A 24,915-nucleotide genomic window follows, 5' to 3' on the forward strand; every position below is an offset into this window, starting at 1 on the left:
AGGCGATGACCGACCGGCCGATCCCCGACGACGACTGGCGGACGATCGTCGCGAACGTCCCGATCCCCTCCGTCGACCTGGTCGTCCGTCACGACGGCGGCGTCGTCCTCGGCAGGCGCGAGAACGCCCCGGCCCGCGGCGAGTGGTTCGTCCCCGGCGGCCGGGTGCGGAAGGGCGAACGGCTCGCCGACGCGGTCCACCGGATCGCCGAGGCGGAACTCGGGGTCGACGTGCGGATCGAGGACCGGCTGGGCGCCTACGAACATCTCTACGACGAGAGCGAGGTCCCGGACGTCGACTCGAAACACTACCTCGCCGTCGGGTTCGTCGTTCGTCCGGTGAGCGACGCCTTCGCACCCGACGCCCAGCATTCGGCGCTCCGACTCGTCGAGCCGCCGTTCCCGGACCTCCACCCGTACGTCGAGGCCTACCTGCGGGACGCCTAGTCCCAGAACGACTGCGTCCGGGCGTACTGGCGCTCCTGTTCGAGGATGTCCCGGTAGAAGTCGTCCTCGTCCTCGCGGAGTTTGGCGATGATCCGGGCGGCGTTGTGCGGGCCGACGCCGCGGGCCGCCATCGCGATCACCGCCTGCTTGCCGTGGCTCTGGACCAGATTGGCCGACCGGTAGGCGCGCTCGGTCATGCGCTCCTGCTCGTCGTCTTTCTCCTCGGCCCGGACCGCCGTTACGACGTCCTCGGCCCACGGGTTGAGCGCGGCGACCCGGGTGGAGTCACACTCCGGGCACCGGGGCTGGTCCGGCACCCGCTTTACCTTCGTCTTTCGCGTCCACTCCGTGCAGTGCAGACAGGCGAGGATCACCCGGTCGTTCCGGATGCGCTCTTTCAGCGTCTGGACGACGCTCGCGTCGGCGTTCTCGGGGACGAGCAGTTCCCGGCCGCTGGAGCGCCCGCCCGTCCCGATGGGCGTGTGTTCCCGGGCGGTCACGACGTCGACCGCGCCCGACTGGATCCGCTCCAGTACCTCGGCGGCCTCCTCGACGGCGAGGTCCCTGTGGAACACCTCCCTGACCGCCTCGTCGTACACCGGCGTGTCCTCCAGCGCGGCCAGCAGGCGGTCGGCGCCGAACCGCCCCGACCCCTGATAGCGCTTGAGCGCCCCGAACTTCGCGGCCACCTGCGCCAGCGTGAACTTCAGCGTCCCCGAGTTCTTCAGGGCGAGTTCGAGCAGGCCCTCGACGTGGTCGGGATCGGTCGTCTCCAGCACCTCGACCACGTCCGACGGCCCGGTGCGCCCCGGGACGTCGAGTTCGATCCGGTAGGGGTCGACCTCCATCCCGACCGAGGAGCCGGTCTTCTGGCCGATCAGCGCCGAACACAGGCGGCCGAGCGTCTCGTTTACCTCGTGGCCGAACGGGGCGTTGAGGACGACCCCGCGGCCCTGCCCCTCGACGACGAGGCGGTCGGCGGTGGGCGTGGGCGCGCCCGTCTCGACCTGTCGATCCACGGGCGCCAGCGCCTCGCTCACGGTGTGTTCGTCGCCCGGATACCGGGACAGGAACTCGCGGGCGACGGCCGCCCGGTCGGCGCCGCCCTCGAACTGCCGCGTCGCCACGTCCCGCATCTCGCCCACCTCGCCGGCGACGGCCGCCGGCACCGGGATCTCCTGGCCCGTCCACGACGGCACCTCGCCCGCGGGGTCTTCGATGGGCGTCACCTCGACGCGCGTCTCCTCGTCGTCGATCTCGGTGATGCGCCACATCTCCCCGCGCTGGATGAACGTCTCGCCCGGCGCCGCGAAGTTCCGCACGAACCGCTCGTCGAGGGTGCCGACCGTCTCCCGCGAGGAGAGGTCGTACACCTCGTAGGTCTCCTCGTCGGGGATCATCGAGAGGTTGGCGTAGAAGTACTGCCACGTCCCGCCGGACTTCTCCAGGCGGTCGGCGTCCTCCTCGAGCCACAGGAGGCGGTTCGCGTCGAGTTCGCGCACCACCTCGCGGAACTGGGCCTCGGTGAGGTCGCGGAAGGGGTAGGCCCGCGTCAGCGTCTCGTAGGCCTCGCGGGCGTCGATCTCGCCGTGATCCATCACCAGTCCGACGATCTGGTTGGCCACCACGTCGAGGCTGCCGTGGTGGATCGCGGCCGGTTCGACCGCGCCGTCGACCGCCCGGCGGGCGATGGCCAGCGCCTCCAGCGTGTCGTCCGGGTGGCTCGTGAGGACCGTCCCCTCCGAGACGGCGTCGCGGCGGTGGCCCGCGCGGCCGACCCGCTGGAGCAGCCGGGCCACCTCGCGGGGGCTGCCGTACTGGATCACGTGGTCCACCCGCCCCACGTCGATGCCGAGTTCCATCGACGAGGTGCAGACGAGGCCGTCGAGGTCGCCCGCCTTGAACGCGTCCTCCACCTCGATTCGGGCCTCCGTCGAGAGCGACCCGTGGTGGACGCCGATGGGCTCCTCCAGGCGCTTGAACCGCGACCCCAGCGCCTCGGCCGTCTGGCGCGTGTTAACGAAGATCAGCGTCGACTCGTTGTCCGCGACGACGTCGCGGATCGCCCGCACGTGGCTGGCGACCGCCACGTCCGTCGCCAGCTTCCCCGCCAGCGCCTCGTCCTCCTCGGTCACCTCGGGCTCCCGAATCCGGAACTCGACGTTCGTCCCCGCGTCGACTTCGACGAGCGCGGGGTCGCGGTCGCCGGTCAGGAACCGCCCCACCTCGCCCGGGGAGCCGACGGTGGCCGACAGGCCGATGCGCTGGAACGGCCCGGCCAGGTCCCGCAGGCGTTCGAGGCCGACCGTCAACTGCGCGCCCCGCTTCGAGGAGGCGAGTTCGTGAACCTCGTCGACGACGACGTGTTCCACGTCCGAGAGCGCCGTTCGCAACTTCTCGCCCGTCAGGGTCGCCTGCAGCGTCTCCGGCGTCGTCACCAGCACGTCCGGCGGGTCGTCGGCCTGCTTGCCCCGCCGGTACTGACTGGTGTCGCCGTGGCGCACGTCCACCTCGACGTCGAGGTACTCGCCCCACCAGTCCAGCCGGTCGCGCATGTCGCGGTTGAGCGCCCGGAGCGGCGTGATGTAGAGCGCCGAGATCCCGAACCGGTCCTCGGCGCGGTGGATCGAATCGAACACCGGCAACATCGCCGTCTCCGTCTTGCCCGTCCCCGTCGGCGCGAGGACGAGGGCGTCCTCGCCGGCCGCGATGGGTGGGATCGCCCGCCGCTGTGGCTCCGTCGGCGTCGAAAAGCCGCGTTCCGAGAGCGCCGAGCGCACCCGCTCGCCGAGGTGGGTGAACGCGTCCATCCCGCCGACGGCCTCCTGGTCCGCCATCGGTCACGGTACCCGCGCGAACCGATTAAGGACACCGCTTCGGGTCGTGGCGGCTGCCGCGTTCCGTCAGACCCGGCGGAAGGACCCCAGTCGCGTCCCGTCGAGCAGGTAGGCGTCGGCGTCGCCGACGCCAGCCGGGAGGAAGGGGGCGAGGAACTCCTGGCCCTCGACGTTGATCCACGTCCCCCCCGAGCGGTCGTTGAACGCGGGGAAGACCACGAGTTCCGGCCGGTGGTCGGCGGGCGCGAGCGCCTCGGGCGCGACGCCGTAGTGGTCGGCGAAGGTGTCGATCCGTAGCGGTCCGCGGAGCCACGCCTTCTCCGCGCGGCCGCCGCCCACCTCGTCCTCCAGTCGCACCTGCGGGTGTTCGTGGCCCACGCACACCGTCGACGCGCCCAGCACCGCCCGGTCGGGCCAGGTGTGGCCGTGGACGAAGCCAACGTCGCCGCGGCGGACGCCGGCGGGATCGGTCACGTCGATCCGGTCGCCGTAGGCGTCGGCGACGCCGCCGTCGTGGTTGCCGGGGACGAGCGTCAGGGGGACGTCGAGGCCGTCGAGGAGCGCGACGACCTCGTCGCGCTCGCCCGCCCCCGGGTCGCCGATGCGGTGGACCAGGTCGCCGAGGACGACCACCCGATCCGGATCGGTGCGCTCGACCAGCGCCAGCAGGCGCTCCCGGCGGCCGTCGGCGTCGCTGCGGAGTTCCACCCCGCGCTCGTACCGGAGGCCGGCCTCGATGCCGGCGTGGTAGTCCGCCACGACGAGCGCGCGCTCGTCGCCGCAGTCGGCCGTCGCGGCGGGCGCCCCCGGAACCGGCTCGACCAGCGCCATCAGATCGCTTTCAGGCTGTCCTCGCTCGGCTCGTAACACTTCCCGCTCATCAGCGCGTCCTCGATGGCGTCGGCGACGGCGCCGGGGTCGGCGCCGTACTCCTCGACGACCGCCGCGATCACGGCCTCGCGGTCCGCGCCGTCGCCGTCGTCGAGGTCCGCCATCGCCTCGACGGCGACGGCCTCGAGGTCCACGTCGGCGGCCGTCCCCGGGCTCTCGGCGGCCGCCTCGTCCGCGGCTGCCCCGTCCGGGTCGGCCGCTTTTGCGGTGTCCTCCTCGGCTTCGTCCGACGCCGCCCCGGACCCCGCGACGTCCTCCGGTCCCGGGACGTCGATGTCGGCCTCGCCCGGGTCGTCGACGTCGACCCCGCTCTCGAAGCCCACGTCGAAGGACTCCTCGACCTCCCGACGCTCCTCCTCGTCGAGTTCGTAGAGGTCGTCGTCGTCGAAGTCGCCGAGGTCGTTCCCCGCGTCGTCGGTCCCGCCGACCGACGCGTCGTCGACGCTCGGGTCGGCCGTCGAGTCCGGGGCGGACGCCTCGGTCGACGCGGCGTCCGGGGCGGTCCCGTCGTCGGGGTCCGTCGCCGTCGCGTCCGCGGCAGGTTCGGTGTCCGCGGCAGGTTCCGCGTCCGCGTCGGGTTCCGCGTCCGCGTCGGGTTCCGCGTCCGCGGCGGTCCCGGTCGACGCCGCCTCGCCCTCGGGCGTCGAGTCGACGGGCTCCGTCGACGTCTCGGCGGCCGCCGCCTCGTCGCTGGTCTCGGTGGCCGTCGCGGCCTCGCCCCCGCCGCCGGTCACCGCCGCCGGCAGCGGGCCGAGCGACGAGGTGCCCGCGTCGTCCGGCGCCCGGTCGAGCGACCGGACGGCGTCTCGGTCGCCGGCGACCACCTCCAGCGCGTCGAGGGCGACCTCCCGGAGGGCGTCGAGGTAGGCGGTCGTCGTCCCGTAGCGGTCGAGGGCGATGGGGATGCCCGCGGAGAGCGAGGCGTCGTAGCCGCGCTCCCCGAGCGCCGCCTCCAGCGCGTCGCCCTCGGCGTCGAGCGACCGGGCCTCCGCCATCGCCGCGATCCGGCGGAGCGTGGCCTCCGCCGCGGAGACGGTCCACCGGTCGCGCGTCTCGGCGTCCACCTCGGCCACGCTCTCCGGGCGCACCGACGTGTAGATCCGGTCGCCGTCGTCGGGTTCGAACGTCCGTGCCTTGCCGGTGAGCGCGACGAACGCCGGCGGGTCCGTCCGCTCGAAGAAGGCCGCGGCGTCAGGCTGGTACTGGCCGGCGTAGGAGACGAACGCGCCCGTCGGGTCGACGACGCGGGCGCGGAGGACGTCCTCGTTGACCGACTCCACCTCCGTCAGGACGCCCACGGCGAAGAGCCGGTTCACCCGCGCGCCCGTCGGCGTGACGACGTACTTCGGCGCGCGCTCCTCGTCGCTCTCGGCGTAGGAGACGGTGGCGTCGTCGAACTCGGCGGCGAAGAGGCGGTGGGCCACCTCGCGGCGTCCCGGCCCCGAGTCGTCGCCGGCGCTCATCGCGCCACCCCCGCGAGCAGTTCGCTCGCCCGGTCGGCCGGGTCGTCCGCGCTCTCGACGAACTCCTCGGCGTCGAGGTTGGCGCCGTACTCGTCGACGGAGAGCGACCCCCGGACCCGGTACTCCCGGCCGACGATCCGGTCGCGGATCTCGTCGGCCACGACCTCCTTGTCCATGGCGTCGCGGGCCGCCGCCTTCGCGTCCTCGACGCCGCCGCCGTACACCGCGGCGGTGAGGTCGGTGCCGAGGACGGCCGTCACCGTCCCCGTGCCGTCGTCGAGGATGGCCTTCACCCGCAGGTCGTCCTCGCCCTCGACCTCGCCGTGGGCGCGACACTGGCCGTTCTGGACGACCCGGCCGCAGTCCGGACAGCGTTCGATCAGCCCCGACCCGTCGCGCACCGCGATCACGTTGCCGAGGAGTTCCACGTCGAACAGGCCGCCGGTGGCGACGGCCTCGCCGATCCCCATCCGCGGCGCCGAGTCGGGTGCCTCGACCGTCCGGTCGAGCGTCTCGACCGTCGAGAACTCCGTGACGTTCACCTGCGGCACGCCCCGGTACTCGCGGACGTACACGTCCGAGAGGCGGAGCGAGGCGCCGGCCTCGACGTCGGCGTGGGGGTCCCAGTCGGTCAGCGGGAGTCGGGCGCTCTCGTCGGCGACGACGCCCGAGAGGATCTCCGTCTCGCCGTCGCGGCCGTCGATCGTCCGGCGCTCCACCTCGACGACGGTCACCTCGACCGTCCGCCCGCGGTCGCCGGGTTCGAGGTCGATCAGGTCGCGCTCGCCGCCCACCTCGTGGGGCGTCTCGACCGGGTCCGACGCGGGCGCGACGGTCGTGTTCGTCCCCAGGTTGAGTTCGGGGTCGCCCTCCCACTCGCGGACGTTCGCGTTGCCGACGGTGATCGAGTCGCCGGGCTCGAAGTCGAACGACTCCCACGCGGTGTAGGAGATGCGCCCGGTGCCGTCGGCGAACTCGCCCTCCCTGATGACCCGGTCCTCGCCCTGATAGCGGATGGAGCGGGTGCCCTTCGTCAGCACCCGGACGGTGACCGTCACCGAGCCGTCGTCGGGGGAGACGTCGTCGAGGGACTTCGCCGTCGGCGTCGCCGCGGAGCCGTCGTCGCCGCCGTGCTTCCGGCGGACGCTCCCCTTGGCTTCCTCGATGGGCACGTTGTACTCGAGCAGGCTCTGCAGGTCCTCTTTGACCTCCGCTTTGTCTACGCCGAGGTCGGAGGCGAGGTCCTCGGCATGGTCGTCGAGTTGCATCGGGGGGAGGTTGGTCGCGCGATCATAAAAAACGACACATCGGCCGGTCGTCGCGCTGGGGACGGGAACGGAAATCCCCACCCCTCGTCGCGGCCGACCGGTCACCGAAAGCCGTAACTCCCCCGGACCGAAGGGGGGCGTATGGAAGTCGTCGTCAACGCGGCGACGAGCGTCGACGGAAAGCTCTCGACCCGCGAGCGCCGGCAGGTCCGCATCTCCGGCGAGGCGGACTTCGACCGGGTCGACCGTCTGCGAGCGTCGGCGAACGCCGTGCTCGTCGGCGTCGGGACGGTCCTCGCGGACGACCCACAGCTCGGGGTGAAATCGGAGGACCGACGGATCGAGCGCCTGCGCAACGGCCGCCCCGCCGATCCGGCACGCGTCGTCGCGGACTCCCGGGCTCGCACCCCGCCCGACGCGACGCTGCTCGACGACGACGCCGACGTCTACCTGCTGGTCTCCGCCGCGGCGCCCGAGGAGCGCCTCGCCCCCCTCCGCGAGGCGGGCGCGACGGTCGTCGAGGCCGGCGAGGATCGGGTCGACCTCGCCGCCGCCCTCGACGAACTCGAACGCGAGGGCGTGGACCGCCTGCTCGCCGAAGGCGGCGGCGAACTCGTCTTCTCGCTGTTCGAGGCCGGCCTCGTCGACGAACTCAGCGTCTTCGTGGGGTCGCTCGTGATCGGCGGCCGCGAGGCGCCGACGCTCGCCGACGGCGAGGGGTTCGTCGAGGCGTTCCCGGACCTCGACCTCGTGGGCGTCAACCGGGTCGACGACGGGGTCGTCCTGCGGTATCGCTGCCCCTGACTCGGCGGTCGTCGCCGTCCGCTCCCCGGCTCCGCGGTCGTGCGTCGGAACGCCCGAACGACTCAACCGTTAAGGGGTTCGCGTGGGTACGGAGTGGTATGAGCAAGTCGACCGCGGAGCAGTCCGAACCCATCCACGTCGAAGACGCCGACCACCTGAACGACCTCCTCTCGGAACACGCAGTCGTCCTCGTCGACTACTACGCCGACTGGTGTGGCCCCTGCAAGATGCTGGAGCCGACGGTCGAGGAGATCGCGTCCGAGACCGACGCGGTCGTCCTGAAGGTCGACATCGACGAACTCCAGGAACTCGCCCAGGAGCGGGGCATCCGCAGCGTCCCGACGCTGGAGTTCTACGCGAACGGCGAGCAGGCCGAGCGGCTGATCGGCGTGCAGGACAAGGCCGACCTGATCGAGATCGTCGAAGACCTCTCCTGAGAACGCCGGCCGTCGGTGAGACGGTCGCTGCCCTGGACGGTGGCCGTCTCGGAACGGTCACGGCCGACGACGCGAGCGGCCGCGGTCGCCGCCACACATCGCCCTCGACGGTTCTGCGGCGGAGCGCCCCGCCCGGGAGCGTCGCGGCCGTCGACGGTCGAACCCTCCGAGGAGGGTTCGGCACGCCCCGTCGGTGAGGTTGGGACCCGTTCCGGCCGGGCGTGCATACCTACATTGGAGCGGTCCGGCAAAGAACTGTCGTGCAGAGCCAGGTGAACGCCGATTCCGCGGCGACCGGGAGACGCCGCCGACCGGTGGACGCCCCGCCAGTCCCGTCAGACGAAATATCTTTCCCTCGTGGCCGCCTCGCCTGACGGACGACGGGGCACTCCGTCGTCAGGTTGGGACCCATGAATGCGACAGCCGCACACAGAGACGCGATCGAACTGCTTCAACAACTGGGGCTTCAGGAGTACGAAGCCAGGTGTTTCGTCGCACTCTCGCGACGCCCACGGGGAACGGCGAAGGAGATCAGCGAGACGTCGGAGGTACCGCGAACGCGCGTGTACGACGCGGTCGGGGTACTGGAGTCGAGAGGGCTCGTCGAGACCCAGCATTCGAGTCCGAAGCAGTTTCGCGCCATCCCGATCGACGAGGCGGTCCAGACGCTCCGGGCGGCCTACGAGACCCGGATCGGACGGCTTCGGCAGGCGCTCTCGAACCTCGATCCGGTCGAATCGGGGGAGGGGGGGAGGGGGAGGTCACCCACGAGGTGTGGGCGCTGGAGGGGCAGACGAGCATCGAGTCCCGGCTCCGGAAGCTGATCGACGGCGCCGAGTCGGAGGTGCTGTTGGTCGTCGGAACCGAATCCGCCCTCACGGACGACCTGATCGACGGCCTTCGGGGGGCCGACGACCGCGGCATCGACGTCGTGGTCGGCACGCCGGACGCGGCGGTGCGGGATCGACTCGCGGACGCGCTCCCGGGAATCGAGACGTACGTCTCCGGGCTGGAGTGGTTGAGCCAGTCGGCCGTCCCCGGCGACGACACCGAGATCAGCCGGCTGCTGCTGGTCGACCGACGGACCATCCTCGTGAGTTCGATCACCGAAGCGTCGGGGAACGAGCACCACCGGGAACGGGCGGTGTTCGGGCGCGGGTTCGACAACGGCCTGGTCGCGGTCGCTCGCCGGCTGATCGCGACCGGGTTCGGCCACCCCGACTGACGGCGCGTGTCGGCGCCGGCCGGGTGGCGGGCGACCACGGCTGGGGACGGGACCGCGATCCCTGTGGGAGGCGTCGACGAACTCCGCCGATGCCGGCTACGGGTCCGCGGACGCCCTCGCCACCGGACGGAAGCGCCCCCGAGCCGAGAGTATATACCCCCGGAGGGTCTACCTCGCGGTATGATTTCGCTCGACGAGGCCGTCACCGCACGCCTCGAATCCCACGGCGAGCGCTTCGAGGTACTGATCGACCCCGACGCGGCCCTCGCCATCAAGCGCGGCGAGTTCGAGGGGGATCTGGAGGACGTCATCGCCGCCGAGGACGTCTTCGAGGACGCCTCCCGCGGTGATCGCCCCGCCGAGAACGACTTAGAGGAGGTGTTCGGGACGACCGATCCCATGGCGATCATCCCCGAGGTGGTCAAGCGCGGCGAGATCCAGATCACCGCCGAGCAGCGCCGCGAGATGCAAGAGCAAAAGCGCAAGCAGCTGATCAACCGGATCGCGCGCAACGCGGTCAACCCGCAGATGGACGACGCCCCCCACCCGCCCGAGCGGATCGAGCGGGCGCTGGAGGAGGCCGGCTTCCGGGTCGATCCCATGGAGCGCGTCGAGTCGCAGGTCGACGAGGCGCTGGACGCGCTCAGACCCGTCATCCCCATCCGCTTCGCCGAGGTGACCGTCGCGGTGCAGGTGCCCGCCGACAAGGCCGGGAGCGCCCAGGCGAAGATCCGCGAGTTCGGGGACCTCGACCGCGAGGAGTGGCAGGCCGACGGCTCGTGGATCGGCGTCCTCACCTTCCCCGCGGGGATGCAAAACGACTTCTACGACCTGGTGAACGAGGTGACGAGCGGCGAGGCCGAGACTCGGATCGTCAAGGACGAGGACGACCTCAACGTCCGGTAACTATCCCTTCCGGAACCCGAGCAGGAACCCGCCGGTGAAGCCGACGGACACCGAGAGCGTCGAGAGGATGGTCGACGCCCAGCCGGGCGGGCCGCCGGCCGCGCTCTCCCCCGTCTTCAGCAGGCCGGCCGAGAGCGCCGCCCAGTCCACCGAGAGGATCCCGCGGGATTCGAGGAACTTGAACAGCGCGAGTTCGAGGCCGACGATCAGCGCGACGATCTTGGCGACTTTCTTGGCCGCGAAGCCGACGATGCCCCCGATGACGGCGCCGCTCCCGAACTCGATCCCCAGTTGCTGGGGATCGATCCCCAGTTGCAACGCGAACATCAACCCGTCCATACCTCCCGTGTGTCGTGGGGGGGTAAGTCGTTTGTGGCGTCTCGCCGTGCGCGGATGGACCGGGGAACCGAGGCCGACGCGAGCGGAGTTTAAGTGGTTCGAGCGCCTACCTCGCCGGTAGAACGTGCAGGGAACGCATACGGCTCCGACGGGGCGGGTGGACCGATGAGGACGGTCGTCGCCAAGCGGGTGGATCGGGGTGACGCCGACACCGAGGAGATCCGGGACCTCGCGCGCGCCGCGGGCCACGAGGTGGTCGGGGAACTCACGCAGACCCGCGAGGAGGACGCCGCCTACGGATTCGGCGAGGGGAAAGTCGAGGAACTGGCGGCGCTGACGGCCGAACGCGACGCGGAGGCGGTGATCGTCGACAACCGGCTCGGTCCCTACCAGACGTACAACATCGGGGGGAAACTCCCCGAGGGGGTCGAGGTGGTCGACCGCTTCACCCTCATCCTGGACATCTTCGGGCAGCGGGCACAGACCCGCACCGCGCAGTTGCAGGTCGAACTCGCGGAACTCCGCTACGAACTCCCGCGGGCCGAGGCCAAGACCAGCCTCGCGAAGCGCGACGAGCGCCCCGGGTTCATGGGCCTCGGGGAGTACGACGAGAGCCGCGAGCGCGACATCAAAAACCAGATCGCCGACATCAAGCGGGAACTCGACTCCATCGCGGAGAAGGAGGAGACCCGCCGGGAGCGACGCCGCGAATCGGGGTTCGACCTCGTGGCGCTGGCGGGCTACACCAACGCCGGCAAGTCGACGCTGATGCGCCGCCTGGCCGAGGACCTCGACGTCGACGAGAACGAGGACCGACACCCGGACCTCGACACGACCGCCGAGAGCGAGGACCGCCTCTTTACCACCCTCGGCACCACCACCCGCCGCGCCGACACCGGACGCCGGGACGTCCTGCTGACCGACACCGTCGGGTTCGTCTCCGACCTGCCCCACTGGCTCGTCGAGTCCTTCGAGTCGACGCTCGACTCCGTCTACCACGCGGACCTCGTTCTCCTCGTCGTCGACGCGAGCGAACCCGTCGAGGAGATGCGGGAGAAACTCGTCACCTGTCACGACACGCTGTACGAGCGCAACGAGGCGCCCATCGTCACGGTGTTGAACAAGGTCGACCGGGTCGACGACGAGGCGTTCGCCGAGAAGCGCGAGGCGCTGTCCGCGCTCGCGCCCAACCCCGTCGCCGTCTCGGGGCTGACCGGCGAGAACGTCGACGAACTCCGGGATCGGATCGAGCGGGAACTCCCCGACTGGGAGTTCGAACGGCTCGTCCTCCCGATGGCCGACGACACCATGAGCCTCGTCTCCTGGGTCCACGACCACGGCAACGTCGAGGCCGAGGAGTACGAGGGCGAGCAGGTGGTCCTGGAGTTCGAGGCGCCGCCGTCGGTGGTGGAGCGCGCCCGCGCCAAGGCGGGGAACCTCGCGGCCGTCGAGTCAGTCTAACCGCCGTTTCGTCTTCTCGGTCACCCGCACGTCGCTGATCGCCGTGTCGGGGTACTCGCCGTCCGCGTCCTTCTCGGCCGCCTTGACCATGTCCCAGACGACGTTCAGCCCGGTCGTCACGCCCTCCAGGGCCTCCATCTCGCAGCCGGTCTTGCCCGTCGTCTCGACGGCGACGGCGAGGTCCACCCGGTCCTCGCCGACCTCGAAGTCCGTCTCGACGTTCGTGATCGGGATCTGGTGACACATCGGGATCGTCTCCCACGTGTGTTTCACCGCCTGCACGGTGCCGACGCGGGCCGTCGCCAGCACGTCGCCCTTCTCGACGTCGTTCTCGCGGATGGCGTCGACCGTCGACGGCTGGAGGTGGATCGTCCCCTCGGCGACCGCCCGGCGGGCCGTGTCGGGCTTGTCGCCCACGTCGACCATCTGCACCGATCCGGACTCGTCGGTGTGGGTCAGGTCGTCGGCGCCGGCGTCCTCGTCACTCATCGCCCTCACCCCACAGGGACCGCGGGAGTTCCGGGGGGAGGTCGCTCGCCAGCAGGCCGTACCCCTGTCGGTCGACCACCCGGTCGCCGGCGAGGCCGTTGGCGTAGGCGGCGAGGGCGCCGGCGTCGACGGGGTCCTGCGTGGCGAGCAGCGCTCCGGCGGCGCCGGCCAGCACGTCGCCCGTCCCGCCGACGGTCATCCCCGGGTTGCCCGTGCGGTTCACCCGCGACGTCTCGCCGTCCGAAATCACGTCGTAGGCGCCCTTCACGAGCAGCGCGTGGCCCAGTTCGGCGGCGAACGCCGACACCGCGTCGAGCCGGTCGCGCCAGTCGTCCGCGCTCGGGCCGCCCATCTCCCGGAGTTCGCCCCCGTGGGGCGTACACAGGAGCGTCGCCTCGGTGTCGACGTCCGGAACGACCGCGAGGGCGTCGGCGTCGATCACCGCCCGGCCGTCGAAGTCGGCGAGGAAGTCCCCGACGGCCGCCAGGGTCGCCTCGTGGTCGCCGAGGCCGGGGCCGAAGACGACGGCGTCGTGGTCGGCCGCGAGGCCGCGGACGTGGTCGAGGTTCTCGGCCGTCAGTCGGTCGCCGTCGAACGGCCGGAGGATCAGCCCCGCCTCGAACCCCTGCACCTCGCGGGCGACGGCGCGGGGGCAGGCCACCCGAACCAGGTCGGCGCCGGCGCGCATCGCCGCCTCCGCGGCGAGGGCCGGCGCGCCGGTGTAGGGCCCCCCGCCGACGACCAGCACCTCGCCGAAGTCGCCCTTGTGGGCGTCGCCGGGGCGGGAGAGCAGGTTTCGGTCCCCGGGTCCGGTGAACAGTTCCGCCGCCTCGGGGATGCCGATGTCGGCGACGGTCACCGCCCAGTCGTCGAGGCCGGGCTTCTCGTCGTGGAAGGTGACCACGTGGTCGGCGTCGACGGCGGTGCCTGCGGCCTCGCCCGTGTCGGCGTCGACGCCGGAGGGCACGTCGACGGCGACGACGGTGGCGGACGAGTCGTCGATCGCTTCGGCGGCCGACCGTTCCGGTTCCCGGAGCGCGCCGGTCACGCCCGTCCCGAGCATGGCGTCGACGACCACGTCGGGGTCGCCGAGGTCCAGGCTCCGCGAATCGGCGACGACCCGGGTGTCGTACTCCGCGGCCACGAGCGCGTCCCAGTTCTCGCGGGCGATGTCGGTGCCGATGGTCTCCGGGCGGCCGAGCAGGTGGACGGTCACGTCGTAGTCGTCGAGGAAGCGCGCGGCGACGAAGGCGTCGCCGCCGTTGTTGCCGCGGCCACAGACGAGGGCGACGGCGGCACCGGGGTCGGCGACCCGGCGCACCACCCCCGCGACGGCGTTGCCGCTCGACTCCATCAACTGCTTGCGCGGCACCCCGAGGGCGGCCGCGTTCTCGTCGACGGCCGCCATCCGGTCTGCGGAGATCATACCCCGGCTTCGCCCCCGCGGCCGTTATACTATTCGCCCCGGCGTCGAACGCAACCCTTGTACCGCCCCCCGTCGAACGCCGGGGACGTGACCCGTCGGCTCTTCGGCACGCTCTGTGGGCTGGTCCTCTGTGCCAACTTCGGGCGGGTGGCCTTCGCCCCCCTCCTGGAGACGTTCCGGACGACGTTCCAGGTGGGGACGGGCGCCGTCGGCCTCGTGGCGACGCTCGTCTGGGTGGGCTCGGCGGTGCCGCGGATCCCGGTCGGTTACCTCGTGACGCGGATTCCGCGGGGGCGCATCGTCCTCGGCGCGGGCCTCCTCCTCACCGTCGCGTCGGCGCTGACGGCGACGACGGACTCGCTGCCCCTCCTGCAGGTGGGCGCCTTCGCCGTCGGCGTCGCCTCGGGGGCGTACTACGCGTCGGCGGTCCCCCTCATCGGCGACCTCTACCCCGACCGCGTCGGGCAGATGGCCGGGGTCCACGGGACGGCGGCGCAGACCGCGGCCGTCGTCGCGCCGACGCTCACCGTCGCCCTCGTCGCCGCCGAATCGTGGCGGGCCGTCTTCTGGCTGCTCGCGGCGGTCGGCGCGACGTTCTCGCTCCTGTTTCTCGTCGTCTCCCGGCGGCGGGACGGCGGGGTTCCCCGCGGCGCCGACCACGACTTCCTCGCGGCGCTGGCCCACTGGCGGGTCATCCTCGCGGCCGTCGTGATGGTCGGCGGCGCCGGCTTCGTCTGGCAGGGCGTGTTCAACTTCTACGTCACGTATCTCGTCACGACCAAGGGGATGGTCGCCGGGCGCGCCGGGACGCTCCTGACGGTGGCCTTCGCGGCCGGGCTGCCGGCGTTCTGGCTGGGCGGCAGCCTCGCCGACCGGCTCCCACACGTGCCCTACATCCTGGCGCTCGGGGCGGGCGTCGCCGCGGGCGTCGCGGCGCTGACCGTCGCCGGGTCGCTCCCCGCCCTCGTCGCGGTGAGCGTCGCGCTCGGCCTCGTCGCCCACAGCCTCTTTCCCGCCCTCGACGCCTACGTCCTCGGGACGGTGCCCGACAACCGCGGGAGCGCCTACGCCGTCTACGGCGGCCTCGCGCTCCTCGTGCAGGCCACCGGGAGCGGCGCGGTCGGACTGCTGGGCGAGATCTACCCCTTCGACGCCATCTTCCGGGGGTTCGCCCTGGGCCTCCTCGCGCTCCTCGCGCTCCTCGCGGCCCTGTATCTGCGCGGTGCCTTCCCCACCGCCGAGTGAAGTATCAACTAGGTTACTGAATGAGATTCTGGCGAAGGATTTTTACCCTGGATTGGTAACTCACGGCGTGATGTCAGGGCTGTTACCGTCACAGTTGGAGGGGGACGTGAGCGCGGAGGGGGACGGTGAACTCCGCGTCCTGTCCCTGACGGACGACGACGCCGAGGACCTCATCGGTTCGATCTCCTCGGAGACGGCCCGTTCGATCCTGACCGCCCTGGAGGATCGCCCCGCGACGGCGTCGGAACTCGCGGAGTCGGTGTCGACGTCCCTCCAGAACGTCCGTCACCACCTCGGCAACCTCGAAGAGGCCGGGCTGGTCGAAGTCGCGGACACGCGCTACTCGGTGAAGGGACGCGAGATGAAGGTGTACGCCCCGACGCAGGACTCGCTCGTCGTCTGCGTGGGGTCGGACGCCGACAAGGAGCGCTTCCTCGACTCGCTGGATCGGCTCGTGGGCGTCCTCGCCGTCCTCGCGGTGGGGGCGTTCGCGGTCCAGCGGGCGTTCGGCGCCGGCGTCGTCGACCTCGGCGGCCCCGGGACCGCGCCCCGCGTCGGCGACGGCGTCGGGAACGCGACGGGGCCCCTGCTGGGGCTGCTTCCCCCCGGCCTCGCCTTCCTCGCGGGCGGGCTCCTGATCGTCGCGACCCTCGTCGTCTGGGACTACTACGCCCGCTGATCCGCCATGTTCGACGCCCCCCGCGCACGCGTCGCCCTCCTCACGCTCGTCGTCGTTCTCGCGGCCGTCCAGCCGGTACCGGCGGGTGCGACCGACACGCCGCCGGCGACCGCGGCCACGGACGGCGGCGGGGAGGTCGGCACGACCATCGGCTCCGCGGTCCAGCGACACCCGTCGGGCGCCGGCGCGACGGCCGATGCGCTCCGGTCGGTCCGGGCCGACGCGGTCCACGCTCGCGGCCTCACGGGCTCCGGCGTCGACGTGGGCGTCATCGGCCGCGGCTTCGACGCGAGCAACGGGGTGATCGCACCCCACGTAGTCGAGCGACGGCGGATCGGCGGCCCGGCGGGGGCGACGGCTCACGACACCGCCGTCGCCGAGGTGGTCTCGGAGACGGCCCCCTCCGCGAACCTCTACCTCGTCGGCGTGGGCCGGACGCCGACGCCGGCGGAGTACGCCCGGGCCGTCGAGTGGCTGACCGACCGCGGGGTCGACGTCGTCGTCGACTCCGGGAGCTACTTCCCGAGCGTCGCGGGCGACGGGAGTCGGATCACCGCCGCGGCGGAGCGGGCGACCGACGAGGGCGTGGTGTTCGTCACCTCCGCGGGGAACTACGCCAACCGTCACTGGGCGGGCGAGGGGGCCGTCGACGGCTGGGTCACCTTCGCCGAGGACGACGCGGCGAACCACCTCGCCGACGGCGACCCCATCCGGGGCCGCGTCGTCGCCCGCCTGCGCTGGCAGTCGAGCGCCGACTACGACCTCTATCTCTATCGCAACCTCCCGAACGCGCCCGACCGCGTCGTCGCGAAGTCGGCGGCCGACGAGAGCGGCCCGGGACTGACCGTCGAGGGCGTCGACGTGGCCGTCCCGCGCGGCCGGTACTACCTCGCCGTCTACGCCGACGACGTGGCCGACGACTCCCCCCTCCGGCCGGCCCGGATCCAGGTGTTCGCCGCGCGCCACGAACTCGAACACGCCACCGCCCACGGGAGCATGGTCGCGCCGGCGACGGGCGACCGCGTCGTGGCCGTCGGCGCGGCCGCGGACGGCGAACTCGCCGGCTACAGTTCCCGCTCCGCGAACGGCACCGTCGACCTGGTCGCGCCGGGGGACGCCCGGACGCGCGCCGCGTCCGACCTCGTCGGCACCTCGGCCGCCGCCCCCTACGTCGCCGGCACCGCGGCGCTCATGGAGTCCGCCGGCCGCGACCCCTCGCCGGAGCGCGTCGAGACCATCCTCGAACGCACCGCCGACGGCGAGGGCGACTCGCTGGACGCCCTCGCGGCCGTCGAGGCGGCGAGCGACGACGCGACCGGCGGGACGGCCGCCGGCGACCCGGCGACCGACGACCGCTCGGTCGACGCCGGCGTGACGGACGGGCGGACGGCCGACGACCGGTCGACGCGTGACCGCTCGGCCGACGGCAACGCCACCCGCTCGGGCGGCCGCGACGACGGCTCGCGACCCGTCGGCGCCGACGGGGACGGCCGCTCCCGGGACGGCGTGAGCGACCGGAACGGTGAGGACGACCGGGACCGAACGGAACGACGGGACGATGGCCAGGCTGACGACCCGCGTCGCGCCGGCGGCTCCGGCGAGGCCGGCGACTCCGAGCGCGACGACCGGTCGGCCCGGCGGGACCGGGCCTGACGCCGTGGCCCGACGGTCGCCGCGTCGGCCCGGAGGGGTTCCGTGACCCCGGACGTCACCGAGTCGCGGATCGAGGAGTACTGGGACTGGATCGCCGTCGCGCTCTTCCTCCTGCTGACGGTCGACCTGCTGACGACGCTCGCGGCGGCACGGCTCGTCGGCCGCGGCGCCGAGAGCAACCCGCTGATGCGGTGGCTCGTCGGCCGGTCCACGCTCGTCGTGATCGGCGCCCACCTCGCCGTCGTGGTGGTCGTCACCGGCTTCTTCCGCCTCCTCCTCGACCGGTTGCGGCTGACGCCGCCGCCCGCGGACCACTACTTCGCGCTCCTGATCGAGGGGTGGCTGGGCGTCCTCGTCGCCGTCGGCCTGGCCGTCTTCGCCAACAACCTCGCGGTGATCGTGCTGGGGCGAGGGCTGTTCGGACCCCCGTAGTCGCGGCCGCCGGGCGACGACTCACCGATCCGGGAGTGTGAACGTGTCGTCGGCCCCGGATCCCGGCCGTGGCGACGCGGGCGGCTATTCACGGGGTCGCGTCTCCCTCGCGGACGTAGTCGACGGACGCCCGGACGAGGGAGCCGACGGCGAACCCGGCCGTTCCGAAGACGAGCGCCCCGGCGGCGGCGACGGCGAGACCGGTCGGGTCGAACAGGAACGAGAGCCGTCCGGGGAGACCGTGGCTGGACAGGCCGAGCAGTGCCCACTCGGCGTCGAACCCGAGGTAGGCTGCGAACGGCGCGACCCACGCAGCGACGAGTCCGCCGTTCCGATACCCGACGCCGGCAGCGACGACGATGCCGAGGGCAGTCGCGTCACCGGGAAGCAACACGACCCCGCCCGCGACGGCGAACACGCCGGTCGCGTACGCGGCGAACGTGCCGAGGAAGACGGCGGCAGCGCCGACGACCTCGAGGGTGCGGTCGACCTGCTCGCCGAGGAGTAGCCGGCGGAGAATCGCGCGAGTCGCGTCGTGGGAGTCGATCATCGGTCGGTGTGCCCTCAGCGCTCGATGGCGAACAGCCGTTCGTTGTTCGCCGCGTAGAGGGCGTCGTCGCCGGCGACGACCGTTCCGACGGTGCTGTTCGTCTCCAGTTGCCACCGGTGCTCGCCGGCCCGCGAGAACGCGTAGATCCGGTCGTCGTTCGAGCCGGCGTACACCGCGTCGTCGGTCACCGCCGGCTGGTAGACGGTGCTGTTCTCGTCGGCGTACGACCAGCGCTCGGCGCCGTCCGACCGATCGAGCGCGACGAGCGTCCCGTGGTCGCGCCCGCTACAGCCGAGATACACCGCGTCCCCGTCGACGACGGGTCGGGTCCCCCGCTTCGGCGACGGCGTGTCGACCGCCCACCGGACGGAGCCGTCGGCGCGGTTCAGCGCGATCAGCCGTCCCGCCCGACCCGGCTCCGTCGACGTGGCCACGTACACCGTCTCCCCTTCGACCGTGGGGCTCCGGGTCTCGGCGTCGGTCCGATACCGCCACCGACGCTCGCCGTCGGTATCGAACGCCGTGACGACGCCGTCGACGCGGTTGGTGAAGACGACGCCGTCGGCCGTCGCGGCCGGCGTCGTGAGGCGCTCGCCGCCGGTGTCGACGCGCCAGTCCACCGTGCCGGCCTCGGCGTCGACGGCGAGCAGGTCGTCGGCGTTCGCGTACACCCGCCCGTCGCCGACGGCGACGCCCCCCCTGAGCGGCGACCCGACGAACCACGCCCGCTCGCCGCCCGGCCGCCGAAGCGCCCGGAGGCCGTCACAGCCCGGGACGTAGACCCGGCCGTCGTCGACGGCGATGTCGCTCCGCAGGCAGAGCCGGCGGTCGAACTCGCTCTCGCTGTACTCGGCCGTCCACTGCGTGCCTCCGTCGGCCGGCGACAGGGCGTACAGCGTCAGGCGATCCATCGCGTAGAGGACGCCGCCGTCGAGGAGGGGCGTGCCGCGGATGCTCCGCCGCCAGCGGATCCGATCCGACGAGGGTCCGGACGACCCGATGCAACCGGCGCCGACGCCGGCGAAGACGCTCCCGACGGCCTGGAGGGTGGTTCTGCGGGAGACCATGGTCCGGAGATGTGTTCCGCCGGAAAAGAACGTTGCTGTCGGTCGCTCTCTCGGAGACGTCACTCCCGGGCGTCGTCGGTGTTGAGCCTGTAGTAGGTGGTCGTCCCGTCGCCCGTCTCGACTTCCTTCTCCGCGACGGTTCCCTCGGCCACCAGTTCGTCGAGCGCCTCGTCGACGTCGTCGATCAGCATGCCGCTGGCGACGACGTCGCCCGCCAGATCCACCAGTTCGTCCTGAATCTCGGTCAGCACCTCGCGGATCGTCTCGGGGCGGGCGTCGTTGCCGAAGTCGACGCCGCGGACGATTTCGGTGCGCGTGTACGCGTTGTCGACGTTCTCCGAGAGGAACGCGACGATCAACTCCTTCTCGTCCTCGTAGTCGCCGACGGGAGTGGTCCCCGCGGCCGTCGCACTATCCGCCCGGGACCCGTCGTCCCACTCGTCGTCGGAGATTGGCATGCACGTCGGTATCCGTCGTCGCCGTATCAACGTTTCTCCACGTCGCCCCGGGTGAGACGTGGGCGCGAGCCGGGCCGTCGCGCCCGCGACACGCCGTCACCGTCGCAGCCGCGACGCGATCCGGTGTGCGACGTCGAGTCGGCGGAGGCCGTACTCGGCGCCCGCCACGGCGAGGAGGACGCCCAGGTAGAGGAACCAGCCACCGAAGTAGAGCGCGTGGGGATCCTCCACGCTCGCGGTGAACTCGGCGCTCGCGTCGACGAGGACGAACACCGAGAGCAGCGTCGCCGGGGCGACCAGCAGGTGCCGAACCAGGAGGTAGAGCGGAACCGCCGCGAGCAGCCACATGCCGACGGCACCGAACGGATACAGCACCCACCCGATCCCACCGGTGAGCGTCACTCCGAGGCGAGCGGCGAACCACACCATCACGGCGGCGTGGAGCAGTCCGCCCGCGGCGGCGACGGCGGCCGCGCGTCGCCGCGGGGCGGGCAGCGACGGCCGCGGGGCCGCGTCCGAAACCGACGGCAGGGGACGCCACGCACGCCGGACGACGTACTCGACGACCCCCAGAAACAGGAACCCGACCGTCCACACCGACGCGTTGGTCATGTAGCGGACGACGTAGAGTCCGTCTTCGACGACCGTGATACCCGTCGGCTCGGCGAGCCCTTCGAGTTCGGCGACGTCCCGGAAGGTGGGACCGGGGGGCGTGAGTTCCATCCCCAGGACGTAGCCCGTCGTGAGGACGAGCGCGACGGCGGGCGCGAGGAGGCCGTACCGGACCGCGAGATACGCCGGCAGCGCCGACACGACGACCAGCCCGCCGTACCGCCACCCGACCCCCACGAGCGAGTAGTTCGACGGGCCGACGGCGTAGCCGAGGTGACCGGCGACGGCGAGTAGCACCGCCGCGTGACTCAGGCCGAAGGCGAGACTGACGGCCACCGCTCGTCTGGAGGGCATACGCCGAACGTGGCGGGCCGGCCCCTTTGTTGTCCCGGCGGGACGCCCCCGTGCCGGGCGGGCGACTCGTCACACCGGCTCGCCGCGACGCCGGGCGTCAGTCGGCCGTCGCCGATCCCTCGCCGTCGGGGTCCGGCCCGTCCGGGCTCCCGGCCCAGTAGTCCTCCAGCGGACCGTCGACACCGGTCAGTTGGATCCACGCCTGGGAGGTGATGCCGAGGATGAGTATCGAGACGACCGACGACTCGAGCGCCAGCGCCGTCTGACCGAGCAGGGCCACCGGTGACCGGAACGTCGCTTCCGGCACGAACTCCCCGATCAGCAGGCTGAATCCCAGGTTGATCCCGTAGGGGACGACGACCGCCGCTCCCAGTCGAAGCCGGTTCCCCGCGACGACGCGCCAACTCCGGACGAACGCCGTCGGAACCGTCGCGTCCCGGACGGCGAGTTCCTGCCCGACGAACGAGAAACTCAACTGGACGAACGCGACGGGCAGCAGGACCACCACCAGCGCCGGGACGAAGAGAAGCGGCGTGTACGCCGATCCGGTGAGCGCCGTCCGCAGCGATTGCGGGAGCACGGCCACGACCGCTATCGTCCCGAGGAAGACGGCGATCACGCCGGCGAACGTCAGGGCGAAGATGGCGAGGAGTCTGAGCAGCGTGGCGACGAAGTATCGGAGCGTCGTCCATCCGAGTCTGCGAAACACCAACAGCTCCGGGAGACGGTCGCGTCCGTCGTCGACGAGCGTGCGGACGGCGACGATCTGTATCGGGATCGTCAGCACGCCGCCGGTGATCCCACCGAGGAGCGCAGCGGTCGCCGACACCACCGTCGGGAGGGTCGTGCCGGGCGCCGGCGCCCCGGACGGTGCCGCGGCCCCGGCCATCCCGAGGGGAACGTACGTCGTCGCCAACACCCAGACGAACGCACTCTGGAGGACGCTCGCGACGAAGAGGGTCGTCATCAGGAGGGCACCGTTTCGCGTCAGGGCGCGTTCGAGACCGCCGGCGACGACCTGCCGAACGTGGAGACCCATGGGCCGGGGTTCACCGCGTCGAGAGTTCAAACCCGCGGGTTCTTTTCCGGCTCGGAAACCGTCGCGCGGGTGGAACCGCGGGGGACGGACCGGTCCCGGAGGGCCGGAGCGAAGCGGGGGAGGTCGGGGCGGGGACCGGCACGCTGAGGGAGGGCAGCCGGACGGTAAAGCGCGGGTGTAGACTTTCCGGCCCGGAAAACGAGTGGAGGGTATTAATTGGTCCGGGCTGAAGGCTCCGACGTGAGTGAGGGTCCTTCCACCGAGGAACTATTCGCGCTCCTCGACGACGAGTATGCGCGGGCGATCCTCACTCGGACGAGTATCGAACCGATGTCCGCCAAAACCCTGAGCGACCGATGCGATGCCTCCCTGCCCACGATATACCGGCGCACCGAGCGCCTCGTCGACTGTGACCTGCTGGCCGAACGAACCGAAATCGGCGAGGACGGCCACCACTACAGCGTCTTCGAGGCACGGCTCGACAGCCTCACCGTCGAACTGGACGAGGGTGACCTCTCGGTGACCGTCGAAGCGGAGGCGACCGAGGACCCGGCCGACCGCTTCACCGACCTCTGGGAGGGGATCTGACGTGCTCCGAACCATCAGCACGGGACTGTACGTGAACTACCTCGCGTTGCTGGCGGTGACGCTTTTGGGTCTGGTGCTCGGCCTCGCCATCGTCTTCCAGGCCTACCGTGGGTACCGACGCAACCGGAGCCAGCCGATGCTGTGGCTCGCGGTGGGGTTGATCCTGCTCACGGTCGTCCCGTTCGTGGTGTCGCTGACGGTCGCGTCCGTCGGGACCGCGCTCCGCTTCGACCCGGTGGTCTACACCTACTACGCCCCGATTTTCAACAGACTCATCGAGGTCTCCGGGCTGGTCTGCATCCTCTACTCGCTCTATCGTCGACCCTGACTCCGAGACGACGGGACGGCCGACGCCGATCCCGGGGACGGACGGGGTGTCGACCGACCGGGCGTCAGTCGGCGAGTTCGTCGTAGACCGCGACGGAGAACGTCAGCATGAACGCCGAGGCGACGCTGCCGAGCACTGCCGCGAGTAGCCCCACGCCGACGAGCAGGGGCGTCGAGAGCGCCGGCAGGCCGTACGTCGCGGCGGCTTCGGGACTGGCCAGTACCGAGACGCCGGCGTAGACGCCGCCGGAGAGCGCGCCGATCACCAGCGCGAGAAGCACGTAGCCGACCGTCGCCAGCAGGTTCGCCCGGACCACGCGATAACTCCGCTTGAACGAAGCGATGACGGTCGTCCCGTCGACGACGATGGCTTGGCCGTAAAACTGGACGAAGAACGCGACGACGAGATACGTCAGCCCCGCCACGGCGGCGAGTGCGACGAACGCCATCCTGACGGCGTCGTGGGTTACGAACGCGCCGACGCCGGCCGCGAACCCGATGGCACCGAGGACGCCGTTGACCACGAGCAGGACGACGTAGGCGGCCAGCAGCCGGAGGTAGTTGGCCTTCCCTTCGGCGACGAACCGCGACAGCGAACTTCGGGTGGTGAGCGCCTCGTCGGCCATCCCGAGCATGCCGCCCTGCACGAACGGCATCCCGACGAGCAGGACCGCGGAGGACCCCAACGAGAGGAGTACCGACGCCGTCGGGTACGTCGACTGCAACAGCAGTTGGGGCAACAGCAGCACGAACACGAGCAGTTGCGGGACCAACAGGCCGGGGGCACGCGCGAGCGCCCCCGGTGTGCGGCGGAGTGCTTGGAGGACTCCCATGGACGGAAGACGGGCGCCTCGGGGTATAACCCCCGACACACGTTTTCCGACTCGGAAAAGACGCCGCAGTCCGTCGATCGAGCACTGAGTGTGACGGTCGCACACCGCCGACGAACTAACCGGTGAGGGATCGGGAGGAAGATGCTCCGACTGGGATTCGAACCCAGGTCATTGCCGTGAGAGGGCAATATGATTGGCCGGACTACACTATCGGAGCCCGTCGACGCACCGCGCGCCGATCACACCAACAGCGAGGGTGTGACGATATTTAAACTCCACTATATCGGACGGGCGGGGAGTAAAGGGGCTCGGGAACGAGGGCTTCGACGACCATGAGTCTCGACAACAGCGCGGCCGTCGTGACGGGTGCGAGTTCGGGAATCGGCGAGGCGACCGCCCACGAGCTAGCGAGCCGGGGGGCAGGGGTCGCCCTGGCCGCGCGGAGCGAGGAGCGACTGGACGCCATCGCCGCGGATCTCGAAGCCGAGTACGGGACGGAGACGCTCGTCGTTCCGACGGACGTGCGCGACGAGGCGGCGGTCGAGGGGCTGATCGAGTCGGCCGTCGACGCGTTCGGTGGGCTGGACGTTCTCGTCAACAACGCGGGACTCGGCCGCGGCGGCGAGGTGGCCGACCTCTCGACCGAGGAGTACCGCGCGATGATGGACACGAACGTCGACGGCGTCTTCTTCGCGACGCGGGCGGCCCTCCCGCATCTGACGGCGTCCGACGGCAACCTGATCTTCGTCGGGAGTTTCGCGGGGCAGTACCCCCGGCCGGGGAACCCGGTGTACGCCGCGACGAAGTGGTGGCTGCGCGGGTTCGCCCACAGCGTCGAGGGGCAGGTCGGGCCGGACGGCGTCGGCGTCACCGTCGTCAACCCGACGGAGGTGCGGACGGAATTCGGCGACGAGGACGGCGACGCCTTCGCCGAGCGGTTCGACCCCGGCGAGGTGAGCGAGCCCGAGGAGATCGCGGACGCCGTCGGCTTCGCCGCCGCACAAGACCACTCGACGGTCCACGAGATCGACGTCTACCGCCGCGACAAGTTCGAGGGCTGGTAGTCGGACGGTGGATCGGTACGAT

The 24,915-nt window shown here is 71.6% G+C and carries 27 protein-coding genes and 1 tRNA gene; 14 read left to right on the plus strand and 14 right to left on the minus strand.

The features are described 5' to 3' along the window. The first annotated feature begins 5 nt into the window (after positions 1-5). On the plus strand, positions 6-446 hold the full coding sequence (locus NBT67_RS00585) for a GDP-mannose mannosyl hydrolase (RefSeq protein ID WP_251342882.1): 441 nt from the start codon (positions 6-8) through the stop codon (positions 444-446). Here NBT67_RS00585 and NBT67_RS00590 read toward each other — a convergent pair. The 4 genes from NBT67_RS00590 to NBT67_RS00605 form a co-directional block, all read right to left on the minus strand. Next, complete coding sequence (locus tag NBT67_RS00590; protein ID WP_251342883.1) at positions 443-3,283, minus strand: DEAD/DEAH box helicase; 2,841 nt, start codon at positions 3,281-3,283, stop codon at positions 443-445. The genes NBT67_RS00585 and NBT67_RS00590 overlap by 4 nt on opposite strands. 66 nt (positions 3,284-3,349) lie before the next feature. Beyond that, positions 3,350-4,114: a metallophosphoesterase gene (locus NBT67_RS00595; RefSeq protein WP_251342884.1), complete on the minus strand. Its 765-nt coding sequence runs from the start codon at positions 4,112-4,114 to the stop codon at positions 3,350-3,352. Continuing rightward, positions 4,114-5,637 carry an RPA family protein gene (locus NBT67_RS00600; RefSeq protein WP_251342885.1) on the minus strand — a complete coding sequence of 508 codons (1,524 nt, stop codon included), beginning with the start codon at positions 5,635-5,637 and terminating at the stop codon, positions 4,114-4,116. Before NBT67_RS00600 ends, NBT67_RS00595 begins: the two co-directional genes overlap by 1 nt. Next, positions 5,634-6,905: a Single-stranded DNA binding protein gene (locus tag NBT67_RS00605; protein WP_251342886.1), complete on the minus strand. Its 1,272-nt coding sequence runs from the start codon at positions 6,903-6,905 to the stop codon at positions 5,634-5,636. The genes NBT67_RS00600 and NBT67_RS00605 overlap by 4 nt, the downstream gene beginning before the upstream one ends. A gap of 141 nt (positions 6,906-7,046) precedes the next feature. Between NBT67_RS00605 and NBT67_RS00610 the strand changes: the two genes are divergently transcribed. The 5 genes from NBT67_RS00610 to NBT67_RS00630 all read left to right on the plus strand — a co-directional run bounded on the left by NBT67_RS00610 (position 7,047) and on the right by NBT67_RS00630 (position 10,277). Next, positions 7,047-7,709: a 2,5-diamino-6-(ribosylamino)-4(3H)-pyrimidinone 5'-phosphate reductase gene (locus tag NBT67_RS00610; RefSeq protein WP_251342887.1), complete on the plus strand. Its 663-nt coding sequence runs from the start codon at positions 7,047-7,049 to the stop codon at positions 7,707-7,709. A gap of 98 nt (positions 7,710-7,807) precedes the next feature. Further along, positions 7,808-8,146, plus strand: a complete 339-nt coding sequence (gene trxA / locus NBT67_RS00615; RefSeq protein ID WP_251342888.1) for a thioredoxin — start codon at positions 7,808-7,810, stop codon at positions 8,144-8,146. 410 nt (positions 8,147-8,556) lie between these two features. Continuing rightward, positions 8,557-8,970 carry a TrmB family transcriptional regulator gene (locus tag NBT67_RS00620; RefSeq protein ID WP_251342889.1) on the plus strand — a complete coding sequence of 138 codons (414 nt, stop codon included), beginning with the start codon at positions 8,557-8,559 and terminating at the stop codon, positions 8,968-8,970. Next, the gene (locus tag NBT67_RS00625) at positions 8,919-9,371 is read left to right on the plus strand and encodes a phospholipase D-like domain-containing protein (RefSeq protein ID WP_251342890.1); all 453 of its coding nucleotides are present in this window, start codon (positions 8,919-8,921) and stop codon (positions 9,369-9,371) included. Before NBT67_RS00620 ends, NBT67_RS00625 begins: the two co-directional genes overlap by 52 nt. Before the next feature lie 180 nt (positions 9,372-9,551). Beyond that, the gene (locus tag NBT67_RS00630; protein ID WP_251342891.1) at positions 9,552-10,277 is read left to right on the plus strand and encodes a ribosome assembly factor SBDS; all 726 of its coding nucleotides are present in this window, start codon (positions 9,552-9,554) and stop codon (positions 10,275-10,277) included. Here NBT67_RS00630 and NBT67_RS00635 read toward each other — a convergent pair whose 3' ends face one another. Then, the gene (locus tag NBT67_RS00635) at positions 10,278-10,604 is read right to left on the minus strand and encodes an FUN14 domain-containing protein (protein WP_251344398.1); all 327 of its coding nucleotides are present in this window, start codon (positions 10,602-10,604) and stop codon (positions 10,278-10,280) included. A gap of 177 nt (positions 10,605-10,781) precedes the next feature. Between NBT67_RS00635 and hflX the strand changes: the two genes are divergently transcribed. After that, a complete protein-coding gene (hflX, locus tag NBT67_RS00640) occupies positions 10,782-12,077 on the plus strand; it encodes a GTPase HflX (RefSeq protein ID WP_251342892.1) in 1,296 nt (431 codons plus the stop codon). Here the strand turns inward: hflX and moaC are convergent. Then, entirely contained in the window at positions 12,069-12,566 is a 498-nt protein-coding gene (gene moaC, locus NBT67_RS00645; RefSeq protein ID WP_251342893.1) for a cyclic pyranopterin monophosphate synthase MoaC, read from the minus strand. The two genes, hflX and moaC, sit on opposite strands and share 9 nt — an antisense overlap. Next, positions 12,559-13,992, minus strand: coding sequence for an NAD(P)H-hydrate dehydratase (locus tag NBT67_RS00650; RefSeq protein WP_251342894.1), 1,434 nt, complete (start codon positions 13,990-13,992; stop codon positions 12,559-12,561). Before NBT67_RS00650 ends, moaC begins: the two co-directional genes overlap by 8 nt. Positions 13,993-14,079: 87 nt before the next feature. Here NBT67_RS00650 and NBT67_RS00655 point away from each other — a divergent pair, with 87 nt between their 5' ends. The 4 genes from NBT67_RS00655 (at position 14,080) to NBT67_RS00670 (ending at position 18,001) form a co-directional block, all read left to right on the plus strand. Next, positions 14,080-15,237, plus strand: a complete 1,158-nt coding sequence (locus NBT67_RS00655; RefSeq protein ID WP_251342895.1) for an MFS transporter — start codon at positions 14,080-14,082, stop codon at positions 15,235-15,237. Positions 15,238-15,307: 70 nt separating this feature from the next. Then, the gene (locus NBT67_RS00660) at positions 15,308-15,916 is read left to right on the plus strand and encodes an ArsR/SmtB family transcription factor (RefSeq protein WP_251342896.1); all 609 of its coding nucleotides are present in this window, start codon (positions 15,308-15,310) and stop codon (positions 15,914-15,916) included. Positions 15,917-15,922: 6 nt separating this feature from the next. Next, positions 15,923-17,569 carry a S8 family serine peptidase gene (locus NBT67_RS00665; protein ID WP_251342897.1) on the plus strand — a complete coding sequence of 549 codons (1,647 nt, stop codon included), beginning with the start codon at positions 15,923-15,925 and terminating at the stop codon, positions 17,567-17,569. 42 nt (positions 17,570-17,611) lie between these two features. Continuing rightward, positions 17,612-18,001 carry a DUF5658 family protein gene (locus NBT67_RS00670; protein WP_251342898.1) on the plus strand — a complete coding sequence of 130 codons (390 nt, stop codon included), beginning with the start codon at positions 17,612-17,614 and terminating at the stop codon, positions 17,999-18,001. An 88-nt stretch (positions 18,002-18,089) separates the two neighbouring features. Here NBT67_RS00670 and NBT67_RS00675 read toward each other — a convergent pair whose 3' ends face one another. The 5 genes from NBT67_RS00675 to NBT67_RS00695 form a co-directional block, all read right to left on the minus strand. Continuing rightward, positions 18,090-18,551 (minus strand): hypothetical protein, encoded by a 462-nt coding sequence (locus tag NBT67_RS00675; protein ID WP_251342899.1) that lies wholly within the window; start codon positions 18,549-18,551, stop codon positions 18,090-18,092. 14 nt (positions 18,552-18,565) lie between these two features. Beyond that, the gene (locus NBT67_RS00680) at positions 18,566-19,618 is read right to left on the minus strand and encodes an outer membrane protein assembly factor BamB family protein (RefSeq protein WP_251342900.1); all 1,053 of its coding nucleotides are present in this window, start codon (positions 19,616-19,618) and stop codon (positions 18,566-18,568) included. A 59-nt stretch (positions 19,619-19,677) separates the two neighbouring features. Next, entirely contained in the window at positions 19,678-20,076 is a 399-nt protein-coding gene (locus tag NBT67_RS00685; RefSeq protein WP_251342901.1) for a hypothetical protein, read from the minus strand. Positions 20,077-20,172: 96 nt separating this feature from the next. Continuing rightward, positions 20,173-21,042 carry a hypothetical protein gene (locus tag NBT67_RS00690; protein ID WP_251342902.1) on the minus strand — a complete coding sequence of 290 codons (870 nt, stop codon included), beginning with the start codon at positions 21,040-21,042 and terminating at the stop codon, positions 20,173-20,175. 97 nt (positions 21,043-21,139) lie between these two features. Then, the gene (locus NBT67_RS00695) at positions 21,140-22,081 is read right to left on the minus strand and encodes a DUF7847 domain-containing protein (RefSeq protein ID WP_251342903.1); all 942 of its coding nucleotides are present in this window, start codon (positions 22,079-22,081) and stop codon (positions 21,140-21,142) included. A 240-nt stretch (positions 22,082-22,321) separates the two neighbouring features. Between NBT67_RS00695 and NBT67_RS00700 the strand changes: the two genes are divergently transcribed. Continuing rightward, entirely contained in the window at positions 22,322-22,669 is a 348-nt protein-coding gene (locus NBT67_RS00700; RefSeq protein WP_251342904.1) for a winged helix-turn-helix domain-containing protein, read from the plus strand. 1 nt (position 22,670) lies between these two features. Beyond that, a complete protein-coding gene (locus NBT67_RS00705) occupies positions 22,671-22,997 on the plus strand; it encodes a DUF7521 family protein (protein WP_251342905.1) in 327 nt (108 codons plus the stop codon). A 64-nt stretch (positions 22,998-23,061) separates the two neighbouring features. Here NBT67_RS00705 and NBT67_RS00710 read toward each other — a convergent pair whose 3' ends face one another. Both NBT67_RS00710 and NBT67_RS00715 read right to left on the minus strand, forming a co-directional pair. Beyond that, positions 23,062-23,829, minus strand: a complete 768-nt coding sequence (locus NBT67_RS00710) for a DUF7847 domain-containing protein (protein ID WP_251342906.1) — start codon at positions 23,827-23,829, stop codon at positions 23,062-23,064. Positions 23,830-23,971: 142 nt separating this feature from the next. Next, a tRNA-Glu gene (locus NBT67_RS00715) sits at positions 23,972-24,046 on the minus strand. A gap of 115 nt (positions 24,047-24,161) precedes the next feature. Between NBT67_RS00715 and NBT67_RS00720 the strand changes: the two genes are divergently transcribed. Beyond that, positions 24,162-24,893: an SDR family oxidoreductase gene (locus tag NBT67_RS00720; protein WP_251342907.1), complete on the plus strand. Its 732-nt coding sequence runs from the start codon at positions 24,162-24,164 to the stop codon at positions 24,891-24,893. Positions 24,894-24,915: the final 22 nt, after the last annotated feature.

The sequence above is a fragment of the Haloplanus sp. GDY1 genome, from assembly GCF_023703775.1.
GTDB classification, from domain to species: domain Archaea; phylum Halobacteriota; class Halobacteria; order Halobacteriales; family Haloferacaceae; genus Haloplanus; species Haloplanus halophilus.